Genomic DNA, 15,673 nt, shown 5'->3' on the forward strand with positions numbered 1-15,673 from the left:
TTTGGAGTTTGTGTTGTCATCGATTCCTCTCCCTCTGGAGCCCACTAAAACCGCTCAGCCGGGTCAATCCGACACGCCAGTGGCGCGGATGACCGCCCGAGCCCGCGGCGGACTTTGGCACGGCCTCCTCCGCAGCAGGAAGGCGGTGGTCGGCTTGGTCATCCTCGCCGCCTTTTTGACTGTCGCCGCATTGACCCCGGTTATCTTTCCGGGCGATGCAAGCGCGTACTCCGCAGCAATATCGCAGCCGCCGTCACTTGCACATCTATTCGGTACGACCGCAAAAGGTCAGGATGTACTAGCTCTCACGATGTGGGGCTCAAGGACATCGTTGCTCGTCGGCCTGTCGGTTGGCGTCGCGGCCACGCTCCTCGGAGTTTTGGTCGGCTTGGTTTCGGCGCACTACGGTGGCGCGATCGACGAGATTCTCTCCGTGATCACCAACATCTTTCTGTTGATCCCGGGTCTTCCGCTTCTGGTTGTGCTCGCCGCTTTTTTGCCGCCGGGACTGACGACGATCGTGTTCGTACTTGCAATCACGGGCTGGGCAGGTTCCGCAAGAGTACTGAGAGCGCAAGCGCTCTCCCTCCAAGGCAAAGAATTTGTCGCTGCGGCAAAAGTCACGGGCGAGCGGGGCGCGTCAATCATATTTCGAGAGATTCTGCCGAACATGGCTTCCGTCGTAATGACGACTGTCGTTGGATGCGTCATATTCGGCATAGGCGCCCAAGCTGGTCTCGAGTTTCTCGGTCTCGGCGATGTCAACGTCGTGAGTTGGGGGAGCAACCTCTACTGGGCAAGCAACGACGGTTCGCTTCTGGTCGGGTCGTGGTGGACGTTCATTCCATCGGGTCTATCGATTGCCCTTGTCGCGTTCGCGCTCGCGCTAATCAACTACGGGGTCGACGAAGTCACCAACCCTCGATTGCGCTCCAATCGAAAGGTAAAAGCAAATGGTTAACGGTCGAGCAGCCGCTGCTGAAGCGGCCCGAAATTTCGGCGAGCCTTTGCTCTCGGTCCAGAATCTCACGGTGACGTATGAGAGGGTCGGCCAAACTGTCGTTGCGGTCGATGACGTCAGTTTTGACATCTGGCCGGGCGAAATCTTCGGATTGGCGGGCGAATCCGGCTGCGGCAAGTCGACCGTCGCGAGCGCGATCATGCGGCTCCTCAAATCATCGGGCCGAGTCAGTTCGGGCAGCATTTGGTTCAAAGGCGCGAACGTGTTGGCGATGAACCCGGAGGAGCTACGTCAATTCCGTTGGCAGGAAACAGCAATGGTCTTTCAGAGCGCCATGAATTCCCTCAATCCCGTCATGACGGTCGGTGCACAGATCGCAGACGTTCTATGGACTCACAAAGGCATTCGGCGTCAAGAGGCAGGAATAAGAGGACTTGAGCTTCTCGAACTGGTCGGAATCGATCCGTCCCGAATCGGCTCGTACCCGCACCAACTTTCCGGGGGCATGCGTCAGCGCGCGGTGATTGCGATCGCTCTCGCGCTGAACCCGGCCTTGCTGATCATGGACGAGCCTACGACGGCGCTCGACGTTGTTGTGCAACAGGAGATCCTTCAGAACATTCAGAATCTGAAACAAACGCTCAATTTCGCCGTGTTGTTCATAACCCACGATGTGTCGCTCATGCTGCAGCTGACCTCCCAAATGGCCGTCATGTACGCAGGGAAACTCGTGGAAGTGTCTGCCACTGGAAACATGCTCGACGGCGCGCTGCACCCGTACTCTCAGGCGCTGTTGGCAGCGTTTCCTCCATTGACCGGCCCGCGGTTACCACTGGTAGGCATCCCGGATGCGCCGCCCAATATGGCTCACCCGCCGAGCGGCTGCCGATTCCATCCGCGCTGCCCGTTTGCGTTCGACCGGTGCCGGGAAGAGGTACCAAAGCTCATTGAATCCGAGCACCAGCACGCCGCCGCCTGCCACCTTGTGGGAGACGTCGCCGGGAGCCCGGCATCTATTGGGGGTTCGCGATGAATCGAATTTCTGCCAATGCGACGAGCTCAGAAGCCATTCTCAGCGTTAGGAACGTTTCGAAATCCTTTCCCGTGGGTGGGTTCGGCTCTCGGCGACGGATCGACGCAGTGAAGGATGTCTCGTTCGATCTCAGGCGGGGCGAAATCGTCGGCCTGGTTGGAGAATCCGGTAGCGGCAAGAGCACTATCGCCAGAATCCTGGCGCGGCTGGAACAGCCAAGTGCGGGTGAGATCTTATTCGAAGGAGAGGATCTTCTCAAGTACGAACGTCGCGGTGCGTCTAGGTCGTATCGACGACGCGTTCAAATGGTGTTTCAAGATCCGTTCGCATCGCTTAACCCAGCGAAGCGCGTCGAGCAAATCCTGCAGCGACCGTTGGTCGTTCATCGCAAAGCGAGCGGTCGCACCGAGGTTCACGAGCGCATAATTCAGATAATGGACACGGTCGGGCTGAGCGAAAACATGCTCTGGAGTTTTCCGCACGAGCTCAGCGGTGGTCAGCGGCAGCGGGTGGCAATTGCAAGAGTGCTGGCCGTCGATCCGGAAATCATTCTGGCGGACGAGCCGACTTCAATGCTGGACGTTTCCGTGCGAATCGGGATCCTCAACCTGATCCGCCAAATCTGTACTGAACGCTCCATTTCGATGCTCTACATCACCCATGATCTCGCCTCGGCGCGATACATTGCGGACACTACCATCGTCATGTTGGACGGAAGGTTGATCGAGGGCGGCGAGAGTCTCGAACTAATGACCAACCCAATGCATCCGTACACTCGACGGCTGCTCGCCGCGGTGCCGGATCCTCGGAAGGATCTGTCTCTGGTGCCGAACTTTCATTCCGCGCCCGGATGGCGTGGGGCGCCCACACAGCTTCAATGGTTTTCCTCGGCCCACTGGGCGTCCATGCCTTCCTCGACATTGAGAACATCGCGGTAGTCCATCTCTAACCGATACTCGACGGTAGTGGTGCTCGGATGACCGCGAGCAATCGGTTTTAGACTAGGGCGTGTCTCCCATATGGGCGGGTGTTTTGACGGCATTGTGGTGGGTCCGCAGAACAACTTTGGTCGTCTGCTGGTCGAATATCCGCACCGGATTCAGTGGTGCCGACGAGCGCGGATTCAGTGCCGTGTTGCCTTCGTGGAGGAAGCGGCGCCGAATGTTGTAAAACGACGGCCGGCTGATATTCAAGCGTTGGCAGAATTCGGAGACGCTGGGGCCGTCGGCGGCAAGCGGGTCATATTCGATAATCTGGCGGCGGACTGAAGGAGAGAGGGATCTAGGCACTCCCAATTATCAAAACCGAGGGTTGTGCCAGAAATCCGCAGCCGCCGAATCTGTAATCAAGGTCGTGAGACACCCTGCAAACAAGGTGCTGAGACATGGCGTCAACAAGGTCATGAGAGGGGTTGTAAACACGGTACTGAGACAGCACATACCGCATCGCCAGAACAGCGCTACCCGATAGCGCTACGCGCCAGTCGACCCTCGTGCGCCATTTCTTCCGGTTCAGCAGCTCGATCTGCATCGATGACCAGATCGATTCCATCATCGAATTGTCGTAGCAATCGCCGATTGTTCCGAAGGACGGCATCAGCCCGGAGGCGCGGATCTTGCTCGTGAACGCCCAGGAGGTGAACTGGACTCCGTGGTCGGCATGAACGATCCCGCCAGCGGCAGGTTGGCGATTCTTGATCGCCATGTCGCGGGCATTGAGGACGAGATTCGAGTCCTGTGCGTTGTCGATCGACCAGCCCACGATTTTCCGGGAAAACGTATCCATCACGGCGCAACAGAAGACCTTTCCTTCCCTCGTGGGATGTTCCGTGATGTCAGTGACCCAGAGTTCGTTCGGGGAGAGCCGGTGGAACTTGCGATGAACGAGGTCATCGGCGGTCGCAACCCCGTGCAGCCGCTTCACCTTCGCCGGCCCCGGGAGCCCGGCGATCCGGGCCTGGCTCATCAGGGCAGCGACGAGCCGCTCGCTGAACTGGAGACGATGATCGAAGAGCTCGTTCTCCGGACCGCTCCACAGCTCATCGAGTCGTTCGGCATCGGATCTAACACCGCGGCGGAAATCCTTATCGTCGTCGGCGACAACCCCGAACGGATCCGATCTGAAGCGGCACTGGCGAAACTCGCGGGGATCAGCCCTATCCTCGCATCCTCCGGGATGACCTCCGGGCGGCACCGGATCAACCACGGCGGCCACCGGGAACTGAACGCCGCGATCTATCGCACTGGGCTGCTGCGGGGATCTCGGACAGTGGGCCCTCTTAAAATGAGGGTGTACTGAAAGTAGAGATCAGCATGACCGCAGCACGCCGAAAATTCACCCAGGAGTTCAAAGACGAGTTATGCCGCGAGGTGATCAACACATCCAAACCGATCAAGGACGTGGCTGAGGCCTACGGGGTCGGCCCCGAGACTCTGCGCAACTGGCTGATCAAGCACCGCGAAGCGAACGGCGGCACCGAGACGGAACTGACCGTCCCGGAACGCGCTCGTCTGAAGAAGCTTGAGCGGGAAGTTCAGGAGCTCAAGGCCGAGGCTCAATTCCTAAAAAAAGCGGCCGCTTACTTCGCGCGGGAGCAGCGGTAGTGAGCCGGTACGAGTTCATCGACTCCCAGAAAGCTGAGCCCACCAACCGCAATCCGGTGGCGAGTATGTGCCGCTGGTCGGACGTGTCAACGTCTGGTTTTTACCACTGGCGCACGCGCCCGCAATCGGTGACGTCCGCCCGCCGGCAGGTTCTCGTGGGGCGGATCAAGCACTATTTCGAGGATTCCGAAGGCACTTACGGGTATCGGCGAATCCACGCGGACCTCGCCCACGAGCAGACCAAGTGTTCCCCCGAGTTGGTGCGCCAGATCATGCTCCAGGAGGGCCTCGTGGCCTGCCAGCCACGCCCATTCCGGATCACAACAGAAGCCGACGCGGTGGCTGCGGCGAACATGCCCGACCTCGTGAAACGGGACTTCACCGCCGACCGTCCCGGGGTGAAATTCGTCGGCGACATCACCTACATCCACACATGGCAGGGATTCGTCTACTTGGCCACGGTTATCGACTGCTTCTCGCAAGAAAGTTGTCGGGTGGTCTATCGCCGATCACATGCGCACCGAACTGGTCGAGGATGCGTTGAAGAACGCCGCAGCAACGACCGTGGTCCACCTAGACGCGATCTTCCACTCCGATCGCGGAAGCGTTTACACCTCGGCCGATTTCCGGGCCTTGGTGAGCAGTCTGGGGATGCGATCGTCCATGGGTCGTACCGGCGTGTGTTGGGACAACAGTATGGCTGAATCGTTCTTCTCGATGCTCAAAAATGAACGCGTCTACCGGACCGTTTATGCGACCAAAGCGCAAGCTCGCAGCGACATCATCCGATACATCGAGGGGTTCTACAACAGTCGACGCCGGCACTCAGCGCTCGGTTACCGACGGCCCAACGAAGTCCACTATGGTTATCTGAACCGCTCTGGGTTTCTTGGAGACTCCTGACCTTGGAAACGAGGATGGGTTCATGTCGAAAGAACGATCAGCGGGGAAGCCGACGACACGTCGGTATTCGCCGGAGGAGAAGGCCTCAGCGGTCAGGATGGTGCGGACGTTGCGAGCAGAGTTGGGGACTGAGCACGGGACTGTTCAACGCGTCGCGTTGCAGCTCGGTTACGGGGTCGAGTCGGTGCGGATGTGGGTCAAGCAGGCCGACGTCGATGAGGGTCGCATAGCGGGTGTGACGACGGGCGAGGCGCGGCGGGTTCGAGAGCTCGAGCAGGAGAATCGGGAACTTCGGCGGGCCAACGAGATACTCAAGCGGGCCGCGTCTTTCTTCGGGGCGGAGCTCGACCGCCAGCACCGGAGGTAGTCACGTTCATCGACGCCAACAAGGACGATGTCGTCGAAGGTCGCCCGCTCGGAGTCGAGCCCATCTGTGCACTGTTGCAGGTGGCTCCGAGCACCTATTACGCCGCAAAGAATCGCGCCCCATCGGCGCGAGCTGTCCGCGACGCCGTCGTGACTCCGGAGTTGGTGACGATTTGGGAGAACAATTACCGCGTCTATGGGGTCCGCAAGCTCTGGAAGGCTGCACGTCGGGCCGGTATCGACATCGGTCGCGATCAGACGGGCCGGCTGATGCACGCCGCTGGCATCGAGGGCGCAACTCGGTCAAAACGGGTCAAGACAACGAGGGCTGATCCTGCCGCGTCCCGTCACCCGGATCTCGTCCACCGTGAGTTCAGCGCGCCCGGCCCGAACAGGCTCTGGGTCACCGATTTGACGTTCGTGCCGACCTGGGCCGGAGTCGCGTATGTCTGCTTCATCATCGACGTTTTCTCCCGGATGATCGTCGGCTGGAGGTGCGCCAGTCACATGCGCACCGAGATGGTCCTGGACGCGATCGAGATGGCTCGCTGGGGCCGCGGCACCCACCATGAGGACCTACGTTGCCACAGCGACGCAGGCAGTCAATTTACGTCCATTCGCTACGGGGAACGCCTTGCCGAGATCGGCGCGACACCATCAATCGGGACCGTCGGGGACTCGTATGACAATGCCCTGGCTGAGACGGTGAACGGTTACTACAAGACCGAACTCGTCCGCGGGCCCGCACGCCCAGGCCCCTGGAAAACAGTCGAAGACCTCGAACTCGCCACCCTCGGCTGGGTGCACTGGCACAACACGCAACGCCTCCACGGCTACCTCGGTGACATCCCTCCCGCCGAATTCGAGACAGCGTTCTATGCTGAACAAGTCGACCACCAGCAGGAGGTCGAAATCAAATAGCGCGAGTCTCCATCAAACTCAGAGCGGTTCAATCAGCAGCCAGCCCTGGCAGCGTAGAAGAATCCACTAATTCCGCTGTCCGAAATCCCCGCAGCAGCCCACACCGTGATCGTCCGGATGCGATTCCATCAACCCACAATCGACTACGTCACCCGGCGCACCGCCGAGGACCTCAGCAAACGCGACATCATCCGCTGCCTCAAGAGATACTGACGTCATCCGCGCGGTCTTCCACACCATCAACCCCGCCGAAAACGCGCTCCTGAAAACGAGTTGACAACTTGTGAGCATCAATGCGATGGCAGAGGCCGTCAACAATCTCTACATGACAGAGCTGATCCGTCAGCGCGGCCCCTGGCAGAAGGTCGAGCAAGTCGAACTCGCCACCCTCGAATACGTGTGGTGGTGGAACGACCAACGAATCCACGGAGAGCTTGACATGCAAAACCCGACCGAGATCGAGAGCGCGTACTACATTGACCAAGATTCAGCCCAACCGGCACCCGCCGGATAAGGCTCCCACTAAGAACGAAAGTCGGGTCTGTCAGATTTCTTGTGTAACTGGTCATCGGCTAGTTGAGTCCTAGGCGGTCGCCGTAGGTCATTGCGAGGGTGTTAAGAATAGCTTTCCACCCGTTGATCTCGCCTGTCGGATTGGCCCGGTTGTGGCGTCGTTCGATGATCGCGAGATACATCACTTTCAGTGCGGATTGTTCGTTGGGGAAGTGGCCGCGACGCCTGGTCGCGGCTCTGAATCTCGCGTTCAACGACTCGATCCCGTTTGTCGTATAGATGAGCTTCCTGATCTCTAACGGGTAGTCGAGAAACGGGGTGAACTCACCCCACGACCGCCGCCACATCGCGATCATCGCCGGGTAGATGGGTTCCCATTCCTTCGCAAACTCGTCGAAGCGTTGCTCTGCCGCCTTCACCGTCGGCGCCTGGTAGACCTGCTTCAACCTCTCCGCGATCGGTTTCCAATACTTCCTGGACGCGAACCGCAGGCTGTTGCGCACCAAATGCACGACACAAGTTTGAACGGTCGCCATCGGCCAGGTCGCGAGGATCGAGTCCGGCAGGCCCTTCAGCCCGTCACAACAGACGAACAGGACATCGGCGACGCCGCGGTTCTTCAGCTCGGTGAGCATGTTCATCCATTGCTTCGATCCCTCACCACCGGTCGGTCCAACCCACATGCCCAGAACGTCGCGATGGCCATCAAGATCGATTCCGAGCGCCACATACACGGGTCGGTTGCCGACCTGCCCATCCCGAACCTTCATCACGATCGCGTCGATGAGGATCACTGGATACACCGGATCCAGGGGCCTTGCCTGCCACACCTCCATGTCGGCCACGACCCGGTCGGTGACTTTCGACACCAGCTCCCGGGAGATATCTTGCCCATACACGTCGGAGAGGTGGGCCTGGATATCGCCGGTCGTGAGCCCTTTCGCATATAGCGAGACGACGGCCTCATCGAAGCCCGCGATGCGACGCTGATATTTCGGCACGATCGCCGGCTCGAAAGTTCCCTGCCGATCCCTCGGAATCTGGACCGTCACTTCACCGATCTCGGTCCGCAACGTTTTCGGCGTCGACCCGTTCCTCGAGTTCTGCCCGTTGCGGCCGTCGAAGTCGTGCTTGTCATAACCCAGATGGTCAGACATCTCGACCTCAAGAGCTGTCTGCAACACCTGCCGGGTCAACCCCGTCAGGAGCCCATTCGGCCCAGTCAACTCGATGCCCTGCCCCTTAGCCGACTCGACGAGCTCCGCCGCTAACGCGGCGAAATCGGTCTCCGCCGGCAACGGCCGGCCCGTCTCAGGATCAAAGCGAAGATGCTTCTGAATATCTCTGCTCATGCGTCATTGTTCCCATCCCACAGCTCCCAGCCGCGGATGTCACGCCGAACCAATTACACAAGATTTCTTACAGACCCCGAAAGTCAGGCCGATTCACTGCTGAAACCCAAGGTGATCATAGCTGACGGCGAATTTCGACAGAGGGAGGCGTCGGTTAACGAAGCCTTGCATGTAGATGGCCGCTATAGGTCGGGCGTGGCGGGGTAGCGGAATCGTGAATGCAGAAATAGGTGATCGCCCGCTTTTCGCAGGGTAAGTGGTATTGATGTGGGATGCCGTTCGGGAGTGAATGCTTGACCTTCGATGAGTCCAGGCCTGGCAGTGAGCTCTCCGCCGCCGATCACGACAGGGCTCAGTGTCAGGAATTCGTCGTCGACAAGGTCGGCGGCGATGAATCCGCCGTACACTCGCGGGCCTCCCTCAAGAAGCAGGTTGCCGATACCGTGCTCGCGCCGCAGGACCCGGACCAGCTTGGGGAGATCGACCGCTTCATCGCCAAGTGCGAGCACCGTGAACGGACCTGTCGCCGCAGTTTTTCGCGCCCGCTCGGCCCCCCGCGATGTGGTCGCTACGATGACCGCTAAGTCTGGTCGTTTCAGCGCCTCGCTTCTCGGATCGAGATCGCCCTCAAGTGAGAGGAAAATTTGGGTTGGGTGCCCTGTTCGGCCATCGTTGGCCCGCACCGCTTCGAAGAACGGGAGATCTTCGGGGTAAATGTACTCGGCTGTCCATCGGTGTTCGGGACTTGTGCGCAGGGTGTTATCGCCGACCAGTACCGCGTCGGCTCGTGAACGCAGTAGGGCCATGACCCATCTATCGTGCGCGTTGAAGCCGCTGACTTCGCCGCCTCCGGATTGTCCCGGCTCGTTGAACGAGATTCGGCCATCCCTCGACATGACGAAGTTTGAGAAGATGTATGGCCGTTCGCTGGGGTCGAGCGGCACCCAATCTCCGCCGTAGATGTCTCGTGCAGACTTCGGCAACGACGGCGTGCCGATTGGGTCACCGAACAAAACAGTGAACGGGTCGATCATTGGGGATCACCTTTCGTATGTGAATTTATGCGGCGCGGACAACACGCCCTGACAAGGTCACTTTTCACCCGGCCAGTCAGGGCCCGCGAGGGTAAACGTGTCAATGTCAAGCGCCGGCAGCCAGTGCGGCGCCACCGGCGGCCAAGATAAGCCCCAGTATCTGGTATCGGTTTAGTCGTTCTCTGAGAAGGAGAGCTGCACCGAGCGCTGCGATTCCCGGGGATGTTGCGCCGATAATTGCCACGGTTATCAGCGGGGTGGTGGCAAGGGCTGCGAGAAGAAGCAAATTTCCTGTCACGTCAAGTACCCCCGCAGACAGGGATGTCGCCGACACTTTCCAGGTTGGACGAGTAACTGGTCCGGTGATAAAGGGGAGCGAAACAGCCACAGCGAGTACTGCGGTGCGAGCTGCGACCAGCGACCACGGTCCGTTGTCATCGCGTTGCGCTATTGACATGAGGAAAGTAAATCCGGCGAAGCCGAGCCCGGCGATGATTGCCATCGATACGGCAGAGCGGAGTTCGCTGGTTGGGTCGGCGGTCTCAGCTTTACTGGCTTTCCGGGGTCGTTCAGCGAAAAGCACAATGGCGATGACGGACAACGCCATTCCTGCCCACACGACGAGTGGTGGGGGCCCGTCCGTCACTATTCCCGCCACGCCGAGAGCGACGGTTGAGGTGCACGCGATGACTGAGGCAACTACTCCGATGGGACCGCGGGCGAGCGCTCGATAGGCGACTGGAAGTGCGGCCCCGCCGACGATTCCCGCGACTGTTCCCCAGACAATGCCTGCGACGCTGACGTTCCCTGGTCGTACAAGTGCTGCCACGACGGCCACCAATAGAGCCGCGGGCGAGGCGAGCAGCAGTACCGTCGTGAAATTGCTCATTCTCGAAGCCATTCCCGCCGTCACTTCTCCGGCAGCTGCAGAAATTGCATACCCGGCCGAAAACCAAACACTCATACAGGACTCCGGTGCCGGAAGTGTGACCGAATGGAAGACGCCGCAGGGTTTCGAATACGATTTTCGGGCGGTGGAATTCGAGCCGTCGCGTCTGCGAAGATGACGTCTGCGAAGGTGACGTGTGCGACCAACAGTGTGCTCAATTGTTCACAACGACAAAATGCAGGACTGATACGCCGCCAAAGTGATTGTGGTAATCCAGCCACCGTCTTGTCTCGTCCAAACCACAACCGAATCATCCAGCAGGCTGCGGGTTGTGACAGTCGATACCGGATCACCGATGACGTTTTCCTGCAGTACGCAAAGCACTGTCCGATCGTTCTCGCTCAGGTTCACCAGGCAAAGTCCCGTCTGGGTGGCCCCGCGGCGGACGACGGAGTAGACGTGCTCGTCGTCGCAGGAAATAGCGCTGTAGTCCGAAATCCCCAGAACGAACTCAGGATGTTCCCTCCTTACCCGGTTGATAGCGCGTACCTGGCCTTCGATCGAGACTTCACCGCCGACGAAGGTCATATAGGGGCCGCCGCTGAGGGCGAAGACTGTCATCCATGCGGCGGTGGCTGCAGATCCGAATTGCTCACGCCGCCATTTGCGGCCCGGGAGGGGCCACCAGAACGTGTCGTGGCTGTCGATGTGGTGAGCTGTCATAGATCCAATAGGGAGACTTGCGTCTTTTTCTTCCCACCATTGACCAAGCTCGCGCGCGTTGCGCACCCATTGCGTATTCCCTGCCCCGTTCATCATTACAGCACCGATTAGCCAATGCTCGTCGTAGTTGTAGTTCAGGTCCATCGCCTGACGATGCAGGACGCCCGACGGCTCGGTGTAGAGCAGGGCCTCTGGTTTCAGAGCCTTCAGTTCGACGCGGAGTTGATCGAACAAGGGGAGGCAACCCATAGTGGAGACGGCGGCGTTCTCTCTTGTGCGGCCGGACCAATTGCTGAAGTAGTTGTACGTTGGTGCGTCGAATCGGAATCCATCGATGTCGAGCCGGGTGACAAGACTCAGCGCACTGTCGATGAAATAGCGTTGCCATCCGGGATGTGCGACGTCAAATGCTTTGGTGTAGATGCCGGTAACGTTGCCCTCCGAGTCGCGGCAGAACCATTCCGGATGCTGATCGATGAGCGGGTGATGTTCCGGGGAACCGCCGATCCAATATTGTTCGAAGTCGATGAGATGACGACTCCAGGCGATCAAATAGCTTTCGTCCTCGGACACGTCTAAGGAGAAGTTGTCCAACTGGTCCTCATCCAGACGATTCGCGTAGGGTCCGGACCGGATCGCGTCGATCGCCTGTCGTACTGACTCGCCATCGATAACCCCGTGCAAAAGAATGTCGACAATGACTTTCATGCCGCGCGAATGGGCATCAACTATCAGCGCACGGAGAACCTTCTCGTCCCCGTAGCTGGTGGTGATGTCGTCGAAATCGTGAACGTTGTAACTCGGGTAGGGCTGGCGCGGCATGATCTGCAGCGTGTTGTAGCCGAGGGATTGGATCCGGTCCAAATCTGCCAATAAGTCCTCTGCGGTGGGGTACGGGGAGTATTGGAAGCCTCCGTCGAAGACGGAGAATCCGATTTGCACTTCGTAGATATTTGCCTCCGCAGCCCACGCCGGAACGGCATTTGGTGAGGTAATCCCCATCCTGGCCAAAGCTGCTGGTACTGAAGAGAGGTATGTCTGGAATGAATTCGCGACTAAATCTAGGAACAGCGTTGAACAGGAAAGCGCTGCGCCCTCACCTGGTTGCCCTGCCACATCCGTCTGCCAGTGAACAGACGCCCCCACTTCAGTCGGCAATACGGAGATGTCGCCGATCTCCGTGACGGACAGAGGCCAGACTACGCAGGTGAAAGGAATATCAGTCCGGTCAAATGCCACCAGCCCAATCGAGCCTTTCAGGCCGGCGGCGGGGGAGATAGCAGCCGAATGGGTGAGATCTCTCAGAGGCAGGTTGGTGCGCAGCTGGTTGCCAGGGGAGTGAACGTGCCAGATATCCCGTTCGGTCAACACCGCTCCCAGATCGATGTGAACATTCCGGGCAACTGCGTCGTTGGTTTCGGCAAAAATCTGCAAACTGATTGCGATTCGAGGGGAGTGCTGGCGAAATTCGTATCGCCAGCATGCTGTCCAGGAGGAGGAATCGGAGGTACCCACCGGGACCTCGAACACTCGAGCGCTCAGTTCAACGCGCCCGCGAATCTGTTCCAGCGGTCCGGCCAATGACACGGCAGAGGTAGAGCGATACTCCAATCCTCCGGTCGAACCGCGGTGTTCCGTTCCTCCCGCGACGATTGTGATGGAACATTCGAACACGACCGCTAAATCTGGAGCGCTCACGTCCCATAGTCGGCGCGGGGCGCCAGAGACTGAATCGAGCTCCAAACACAGGCCCGAAAATTCCGAAGTGAGAATGACGGGGGTGGATATGTCTTTCACGGGGCAGACCTCTCGACAGCAGTTACGTCAGGCAGCGCCTCACACCCATTATCTTTACCGGACATACTGGTCTTACCGCAAGTCTTGACTTCCGAAAATCCTCCTCCTAATCTGGCCTTACCAGACAGTCCGCAGGCCACATATTCCGCATTCAAAGGAGAATCGCAATGCGCCACGTTTTTTTCCAACAGCATCCATTGGTCAAACGACAGCACGGGCGCCTGGGCGCAGTGGCGTCGATGGTCGTTGCTGCGAGCCTGGCTCTGACGGCCTGTGCACCGGGAGTTCAGGCCGGAACCACCTCAAACCAAGGAGCAATCAGTACGGCGGTGCCGGCTGATAAGAAAATTACCTTGACCTTGAGTCATTACGAGACAGGTGGCGGTGCGACAGCCATCGACCAACTGGTCAAGGGATATGAGAAGTTGCACCCGAATGTGACCGTCAAAATCGCGTACACCTCTTTCAACGACTACGGCAAGAGAATCAAACTCACCATGTCTTCCGCCTCAGCGCCAGACATCGCTGAAGTCGGCCAGGCGTACGTTATGACTGGACCGCTGGTGAAAGCTGGACTTCTTCGCCCCCTCGACGACTATGCCAAAGCATACGGTTGGGCGAGTCGTTTCAAAGCAGGACTCCTCGACGAAGCCAGATTTCAACCAGATGCCAAAAGCTTCGGCACCGGCAAACTTTACGGCATGGCGCTCGGCGGCAATATGGCGGGAATTTTCTACAATAAGAACGCCATAACGCGGCTCGGGATCACAGTTCCGTTCGCAAATGTCGCAGACTTTGAAAAAGCGTTGAGCACTGCGAAAGCCGCCGGAGATATCCCGATTGCACTGGGCAATTCCGACCAATGGCCGGCTAACCACATCCTGTCCACTCTTATTTCTCAGTACGAGCCGCAGCAGAAAATGTTGGGTTGGATTTATGGCAAAGCCGGCGCCACATTCGATTCTGCTGGCATTCAAAGAGCAACCGAAACTATGGCGTCCTGGTCCGCAAAGCAGTACATCGATCCTGCCGCTAACGGCATCAGCATGGACGACTCTCTGTCCCGATTCGCTAAAGGAACCGGAGTCTTCTCGATAAGCGGCAATTGGAACGTGACCCAGCTCTCTGATCAAATGGGCGACAACGTCGGCTTCACCGCCTTCCCGCCCGCCAAAACAGGTCAGCCGCTACGAGCGACCGGAGCCACCACGTCACCATACGGAATCAGCTCAAAATCCAAAAATCCTGATGTCGCAGCGAACTTTATTGACTACATGACAGCCCCGGCGGCGGCAAAAATACTCACTGCAGGTGGTTACGCCCCGCTCACTTCCAAAGGTCAGACCCCGGCCGATGCGAGCCCGCTGCAAAAAGAGTTCAACACCGTGTGGAGCAAGGTCCTGGCCGATGACGGACTCACTCTCTATCTGGACTGGGCCACCACCAACATGGGCGACACGCTTTTCCCGGCCATCCAAGAGCTGATGGCGGGAAAGATTACGTCGAAGAATCTCATCACTACCGTGCAAAGCGAATGGGTTCGAGCACACCAATGACCACGGCGGTTTTTTCCACCCAGGCTGAATCCCCACCAGCGTAAGGACACGCACAGTGCCAAGCACCCTTGCAGCCCGACGGCCCAGTAACCCTGCGGTTGCTGGTCTGTGGGCGAAGCAGAAGGCAAGCGCGAAGAAACGAAGTCAGCTGGGAGGCCCACCGAGCATTCCCTATCTCTTCGTAGGTCCTGCGATTTTGTTTACCGCGGTGTTTGTCATCGGTCCTTTGCTGCAAACCCTCTGGTTGTCGTTTTTCGAATGGGATGGGGTGTCGCTCGGAAAGTGGGTAGGGATCGCCAACTACGTCGCGGCCCTCCGCAATCCGCAACTCCTTCAAGCGTTCACCCACTCCCTGATCTTCGTGATCACGTTTTGCGCCCTCCCCGTATTTTTGGGGATGGTTCTGGCGGCGATGCTCAGCAGGCAAAAACTGAGAGGGCTTGCGGCATTCAGAACAATACTTTTCCTTCCGCAAGTAATTTCGATGGTGGTGGTCGGAGTCGCGTGGCGTTGGATGTACGCCGACAACGGCACCGTCAACCAGCTTCTACAGCTGGTCGGCATCCGCACCACAACCGCGTGGCTCGGAGACTTCACCTGGGCGCTGCCGTTCATCGCCATCATCGGAACCTGGGTGATGTCCGGACTGTGTATGGTGTTGTTCCTCGCAGGCATCGGAAAAATTGATGGTGAACTTTACGATGCCGCGAAAGTAGACGGCGCCGGACCCATCCGCGAGTTCCTCAGCGTCACATTCCCCGGGCTCCGACAAGAACTCTCTGTTGCCGTGACGATCACCATCATCGCCGCACTGCGCAGCTTTGACCTCGTCTACGTCACCACCGGGGGAGGGCCGGGGACCTCGACCATCGTGCCCGGCACAGAGATCTACCGCTTGGCATTTCGCGCCGGGGAGGTGGGGGCTGCGTCCACCATCGCAGTCCTGCTGACCTTGATCATCTTTGCCGTGGTGTTCGCCATAACTCGACTACTGCGCGAGGAACAATCATGAAAGCTTTGAG

14 protein-coding genes and 2 pseudogenes are annotated in these 15,673 nt (G+C 58.7%); 10 read left to right on the forward strand and 6 right to left on the reverse strand.

Features of this window, described 5'->3' with window-relative positions; all coding sequences use genetic code 11:
* Positions 1-88 precede the first annotated feature (88 nt).
* The 3 genes from F1C58_RS04160 (at position 89) to F1C58_RS04170 (ending at position 2,932) form a co-directional block, all read left to right on the forward strand.
* Complete coding sequence (locus F1C58_RS04160) at positions 89-961, forward strand: ABC transporter permease (protein ID WP_185203983.1); 873 nt, start codon at positions 89-91, stop codon at positions 959-961.
* The gene (locus tag F1C58_RS04165) at positions 954-1,994 is read left to right on the forward strand and encodes an ABC transporter ATP-binding protein (protein WP_185202841.1); all 1,041 of its coding nucleotides are present in this window, start codon (positions 954-956) and stop codon (positions 1,992-1,994) included. The genes F1C58_RS04160 and F1C58_RS04165 overlap by 8 nt, the downstream gene beginning before the upstream one ends.
* Positions 1,995-2,101: 107 nt before the next feature.
* A complete protein-coding gene (locus F1C58_RS04170) occupies positions 2,102-2,932 on the forward strand; it encodes an ABC transporter ATP-binding protein (RefSeq protein ID WP_255461253.1) in 831 nt (276 codons plus the stop codon).
* 63 nt (positions 2,933-2,995) lie between these two features.
* Here the strand turns inward: F1C58_RS04170 and F1C58_RS04175 are convergent, their stop codons facing one another.
* Both F1C58_RS04175 and F1C58_RS17065 read right to left on the reverse strand, forming a co-directional pair.
* Entirely contained in the window at positions 2,996-3,283 is a 288-nt protein-coding gene (locus F1C58_RS04175) for a helix-turn-helix domain-containing protein (protein WP_185202844.1), read from the reverse strand.
* 193 nt (positions 3,284-3,476) lie between these two features.
* Positions 3,477-3,983 (reverse strand): annotated as a pseudogene (locus tag F1C58_RS17065) (transposase); the annotation flags it as partial.
* A gap of 12 nt (positions 3,984-3,995) precedes the next feature.
* On the opposite strand from F1C58_RS17065, the gene F1C58_RS17070 reads away from it, so the two are divergent.
* From F1C58_RS17070 to F1C58_RS04200, 4 genes and pseudogenes are all read left to right on the forward strand, one after another.
* Entirely contained in the window at positions 3,996-4,292 is a 297-nt protein-coding gene (locus F1C58_RS17070) for a transposase (RefSeq protein WP_185203984.1), read from the forward strand.
* Between the two features lie 14 nt (positions 4,293-4,306).
* Positions 4,307-5,500: pseudogene (locus F1C58_RS04190) on the forward strand (IS3 family transposase).
* A 22-nt stretch (positions 5,501-5,522) separates the two neighbouring features.
* A protein-coding gene (locus F1C58_RS04195; RefSeq protein WP_255461251.1) for an IS3 family transposase occupies positions 5,523-6,787 on the forward strand; the annotation gives its coding sequence in 2 pieces (ribosomal slippage) (positions 5,523-5,826 and positions 5,826-6,787; 1,266 coding nt in all).
* 298 nt (positions 6,788-7,085) lie between these two features.
* Positions 7,086-7,301 carry an IS3 family transposase gene (locus F1C58_RS04200; protein ID WP_185202846.1) on the forward strand — a complete coding sequence of 72 codons (216 nt, stop codon included), beginning with the start codon at positions 7,086-7,088 and terminating at the stop codon, positions 7,299-7,301.
* 58 nt (positions 7,302-7,359) lie between these two features.
* Here the strand turns inward: F1C58_RS04200 and F1C58_RS04205 are convergent, their stop codons facing one another.
* The 3 genes from F1C58_RS04205 to F1C58_RS04215 form a co-directional block, all read right to left on the reverse strand.
* Complete coding sequence (locus tag F1C58_RS04205) at positions 7,360-8,652, reverse strand: IS256 family transposase (RefSeq protein ID WP_185201280.1); 1,293 nt, start codon at positions 8,650-8,652, stop codon at positions 7,360-7,362.
* A gap of 182 nt (positions 8,653-8,834) precedes the next feature.
* The gene (locus F1C58_RS04210) at positions 8,835-9,686 is read right to left on the reverse strand and encodes a dihydrofolate reductase family protein (RefSeq protein WP_185202848.1); all 852 of its coding nucleotides are present in this window, start codon (positions 9,684-9,686) and stop codon (positions 8,835-8,837) included.
* Between the two features lie 106 nt (positions 9,687-9,792).
* Complete coding sequence (locus tag F1C58_RS04215; RefSeq protein WP_185202850.1) at positions 9,793-10,575, reverse strand: EamA family transporter; 783 nt, start codon at positions 10,573-10,575, stop codon at positions 9,793-9,795.
* Between F1C58_RS04215 and F1C58_RS04220 the strand changes: the two genes are divergently transcribed.
* On the forward strand, positions 10,562-10,753 hold the full coding sequence (locus tag F1C58_RS04220; RefSeq protein WP_219732030.1) for a hypothetical protein: 192 nt from the start codon (positions 10,562-10,564) through the stop codon (positions 10,751-10,753). The genes F1C58_RS04215 and F1C58_RS04220 overlap by 14 nt on opposite strands.
* 44 nt (positions 10,754-10,797) lie before the next feature.
* On the opposite strand, the gene F1C58_RS04225 is transcribed toward F1C58_RS04220, so the two are convergent.
* Positions 10,798-12,996, reverse strand: a complete 2,199-nt coding sequence (locus F1C58_RS04225; protein WP_185202854.1) for an alpha-amylase family glycosyl hydrolase — start codon at positions 12,994-12,996, stop codon at positions 10,798-10,800.
* 266 nt (positions 12,997-13,262) lie between these two features.
* Here F1C58_RS04225 and F1C58_RS04230 point away from each other — a divergent pair, with 266 nt between their 5' ends.
* Both F1C58_RS04230 and F1C58_RS04235 read left to right on the forward strand, forming a co-directional pair.
* Entirely contained in the window at positions 13,263-14,651 is a 1,389-nt protein-coding gene (locus F1C58_RS04230; protein ID WP_185202856.1) for an ABC transporter substrate-binding protein, read from the forward strand.
* A gap of 55 nt (positions 14,652-14,706) precedes the next feature.
* The gene (locus tag F1C58_RS04235) at positions 14,707-15,663 is read left to right on the forward strand and encodes a carbohydrate ABC transporter permease (protein ID WP_255461254.1); all 957 of its coding nucleotides are present in this window, start codon (positions 14,707-14,709) and stop codon (positions 15,661-15,663) included.
* Positions 15,664-15,673: the final 10 nt, after the last annotated feature.

Source organism: Glaciihabitans sp. INWT7, from assembly GCF_014217685.1.
GTDB lineage: Bacteria > Actinomycetota > Actinomycetes > Actinomycetales > Microbacteriaceae > Lacisediminihabitans.

Coding starts and splice junctions, on each gene's coding strand:
- F1C58_RS04160 (WP_185203983.1), top strand. CDS start 89: ATGACCGCCCGAGCCCGCGGCGGACTTTGGCACGGCCTCCTCCGCAGC.
- F1C58_RS04165 (WP_185202841.1), top strand. CDS start 954: ATGGTTAACGGTCGAGCAGCCGCTGCTGAAGCGGCCCGAAATTTCGGC.
- F1C58_RS17070 (WP_185203984.1), top strand. CDS start 3,996: ATGATCGAAGAGCTCGTTCTCCGGACCGCTCCACAGCTCATCGAGTCG.
- F1C58_RS04200 (WP_185202846.1), top strand. CDS start 7,086: ATGGCAGAGGCCGTCAACAATCTCTACATGACAGAGCTGATCCGTCAG.
- F1C58_RS04205 (WP_185201280.1), bottom strand. CDS start 8,652: ATGAGCAGAGATATTCAGAAGCATCTTCGCTTTGATCCTGAGACGGGC.
- F1C58_RS04210 (WP_185202848.1), bottom strand. CDS start 9,686: ATGATCGACCCGTTCACTGTTTTGTTCGGTGACCCAATCGGCACGCCG.
- F1C58_RS04215 (WP_185202850.1), bottom strand. CDS start 10,575: ATGAGCAATTTCACGACGGTACTGCTGCTCGCCTCGCCCGCGGCTCTA.
- F1C58_RS04230 (WP_185202856.1), top strand. CDS start 13,263: ATGCGCCACGTTTTTTTCCAACAGCATCCATTGGTCAAACGACAGCAC.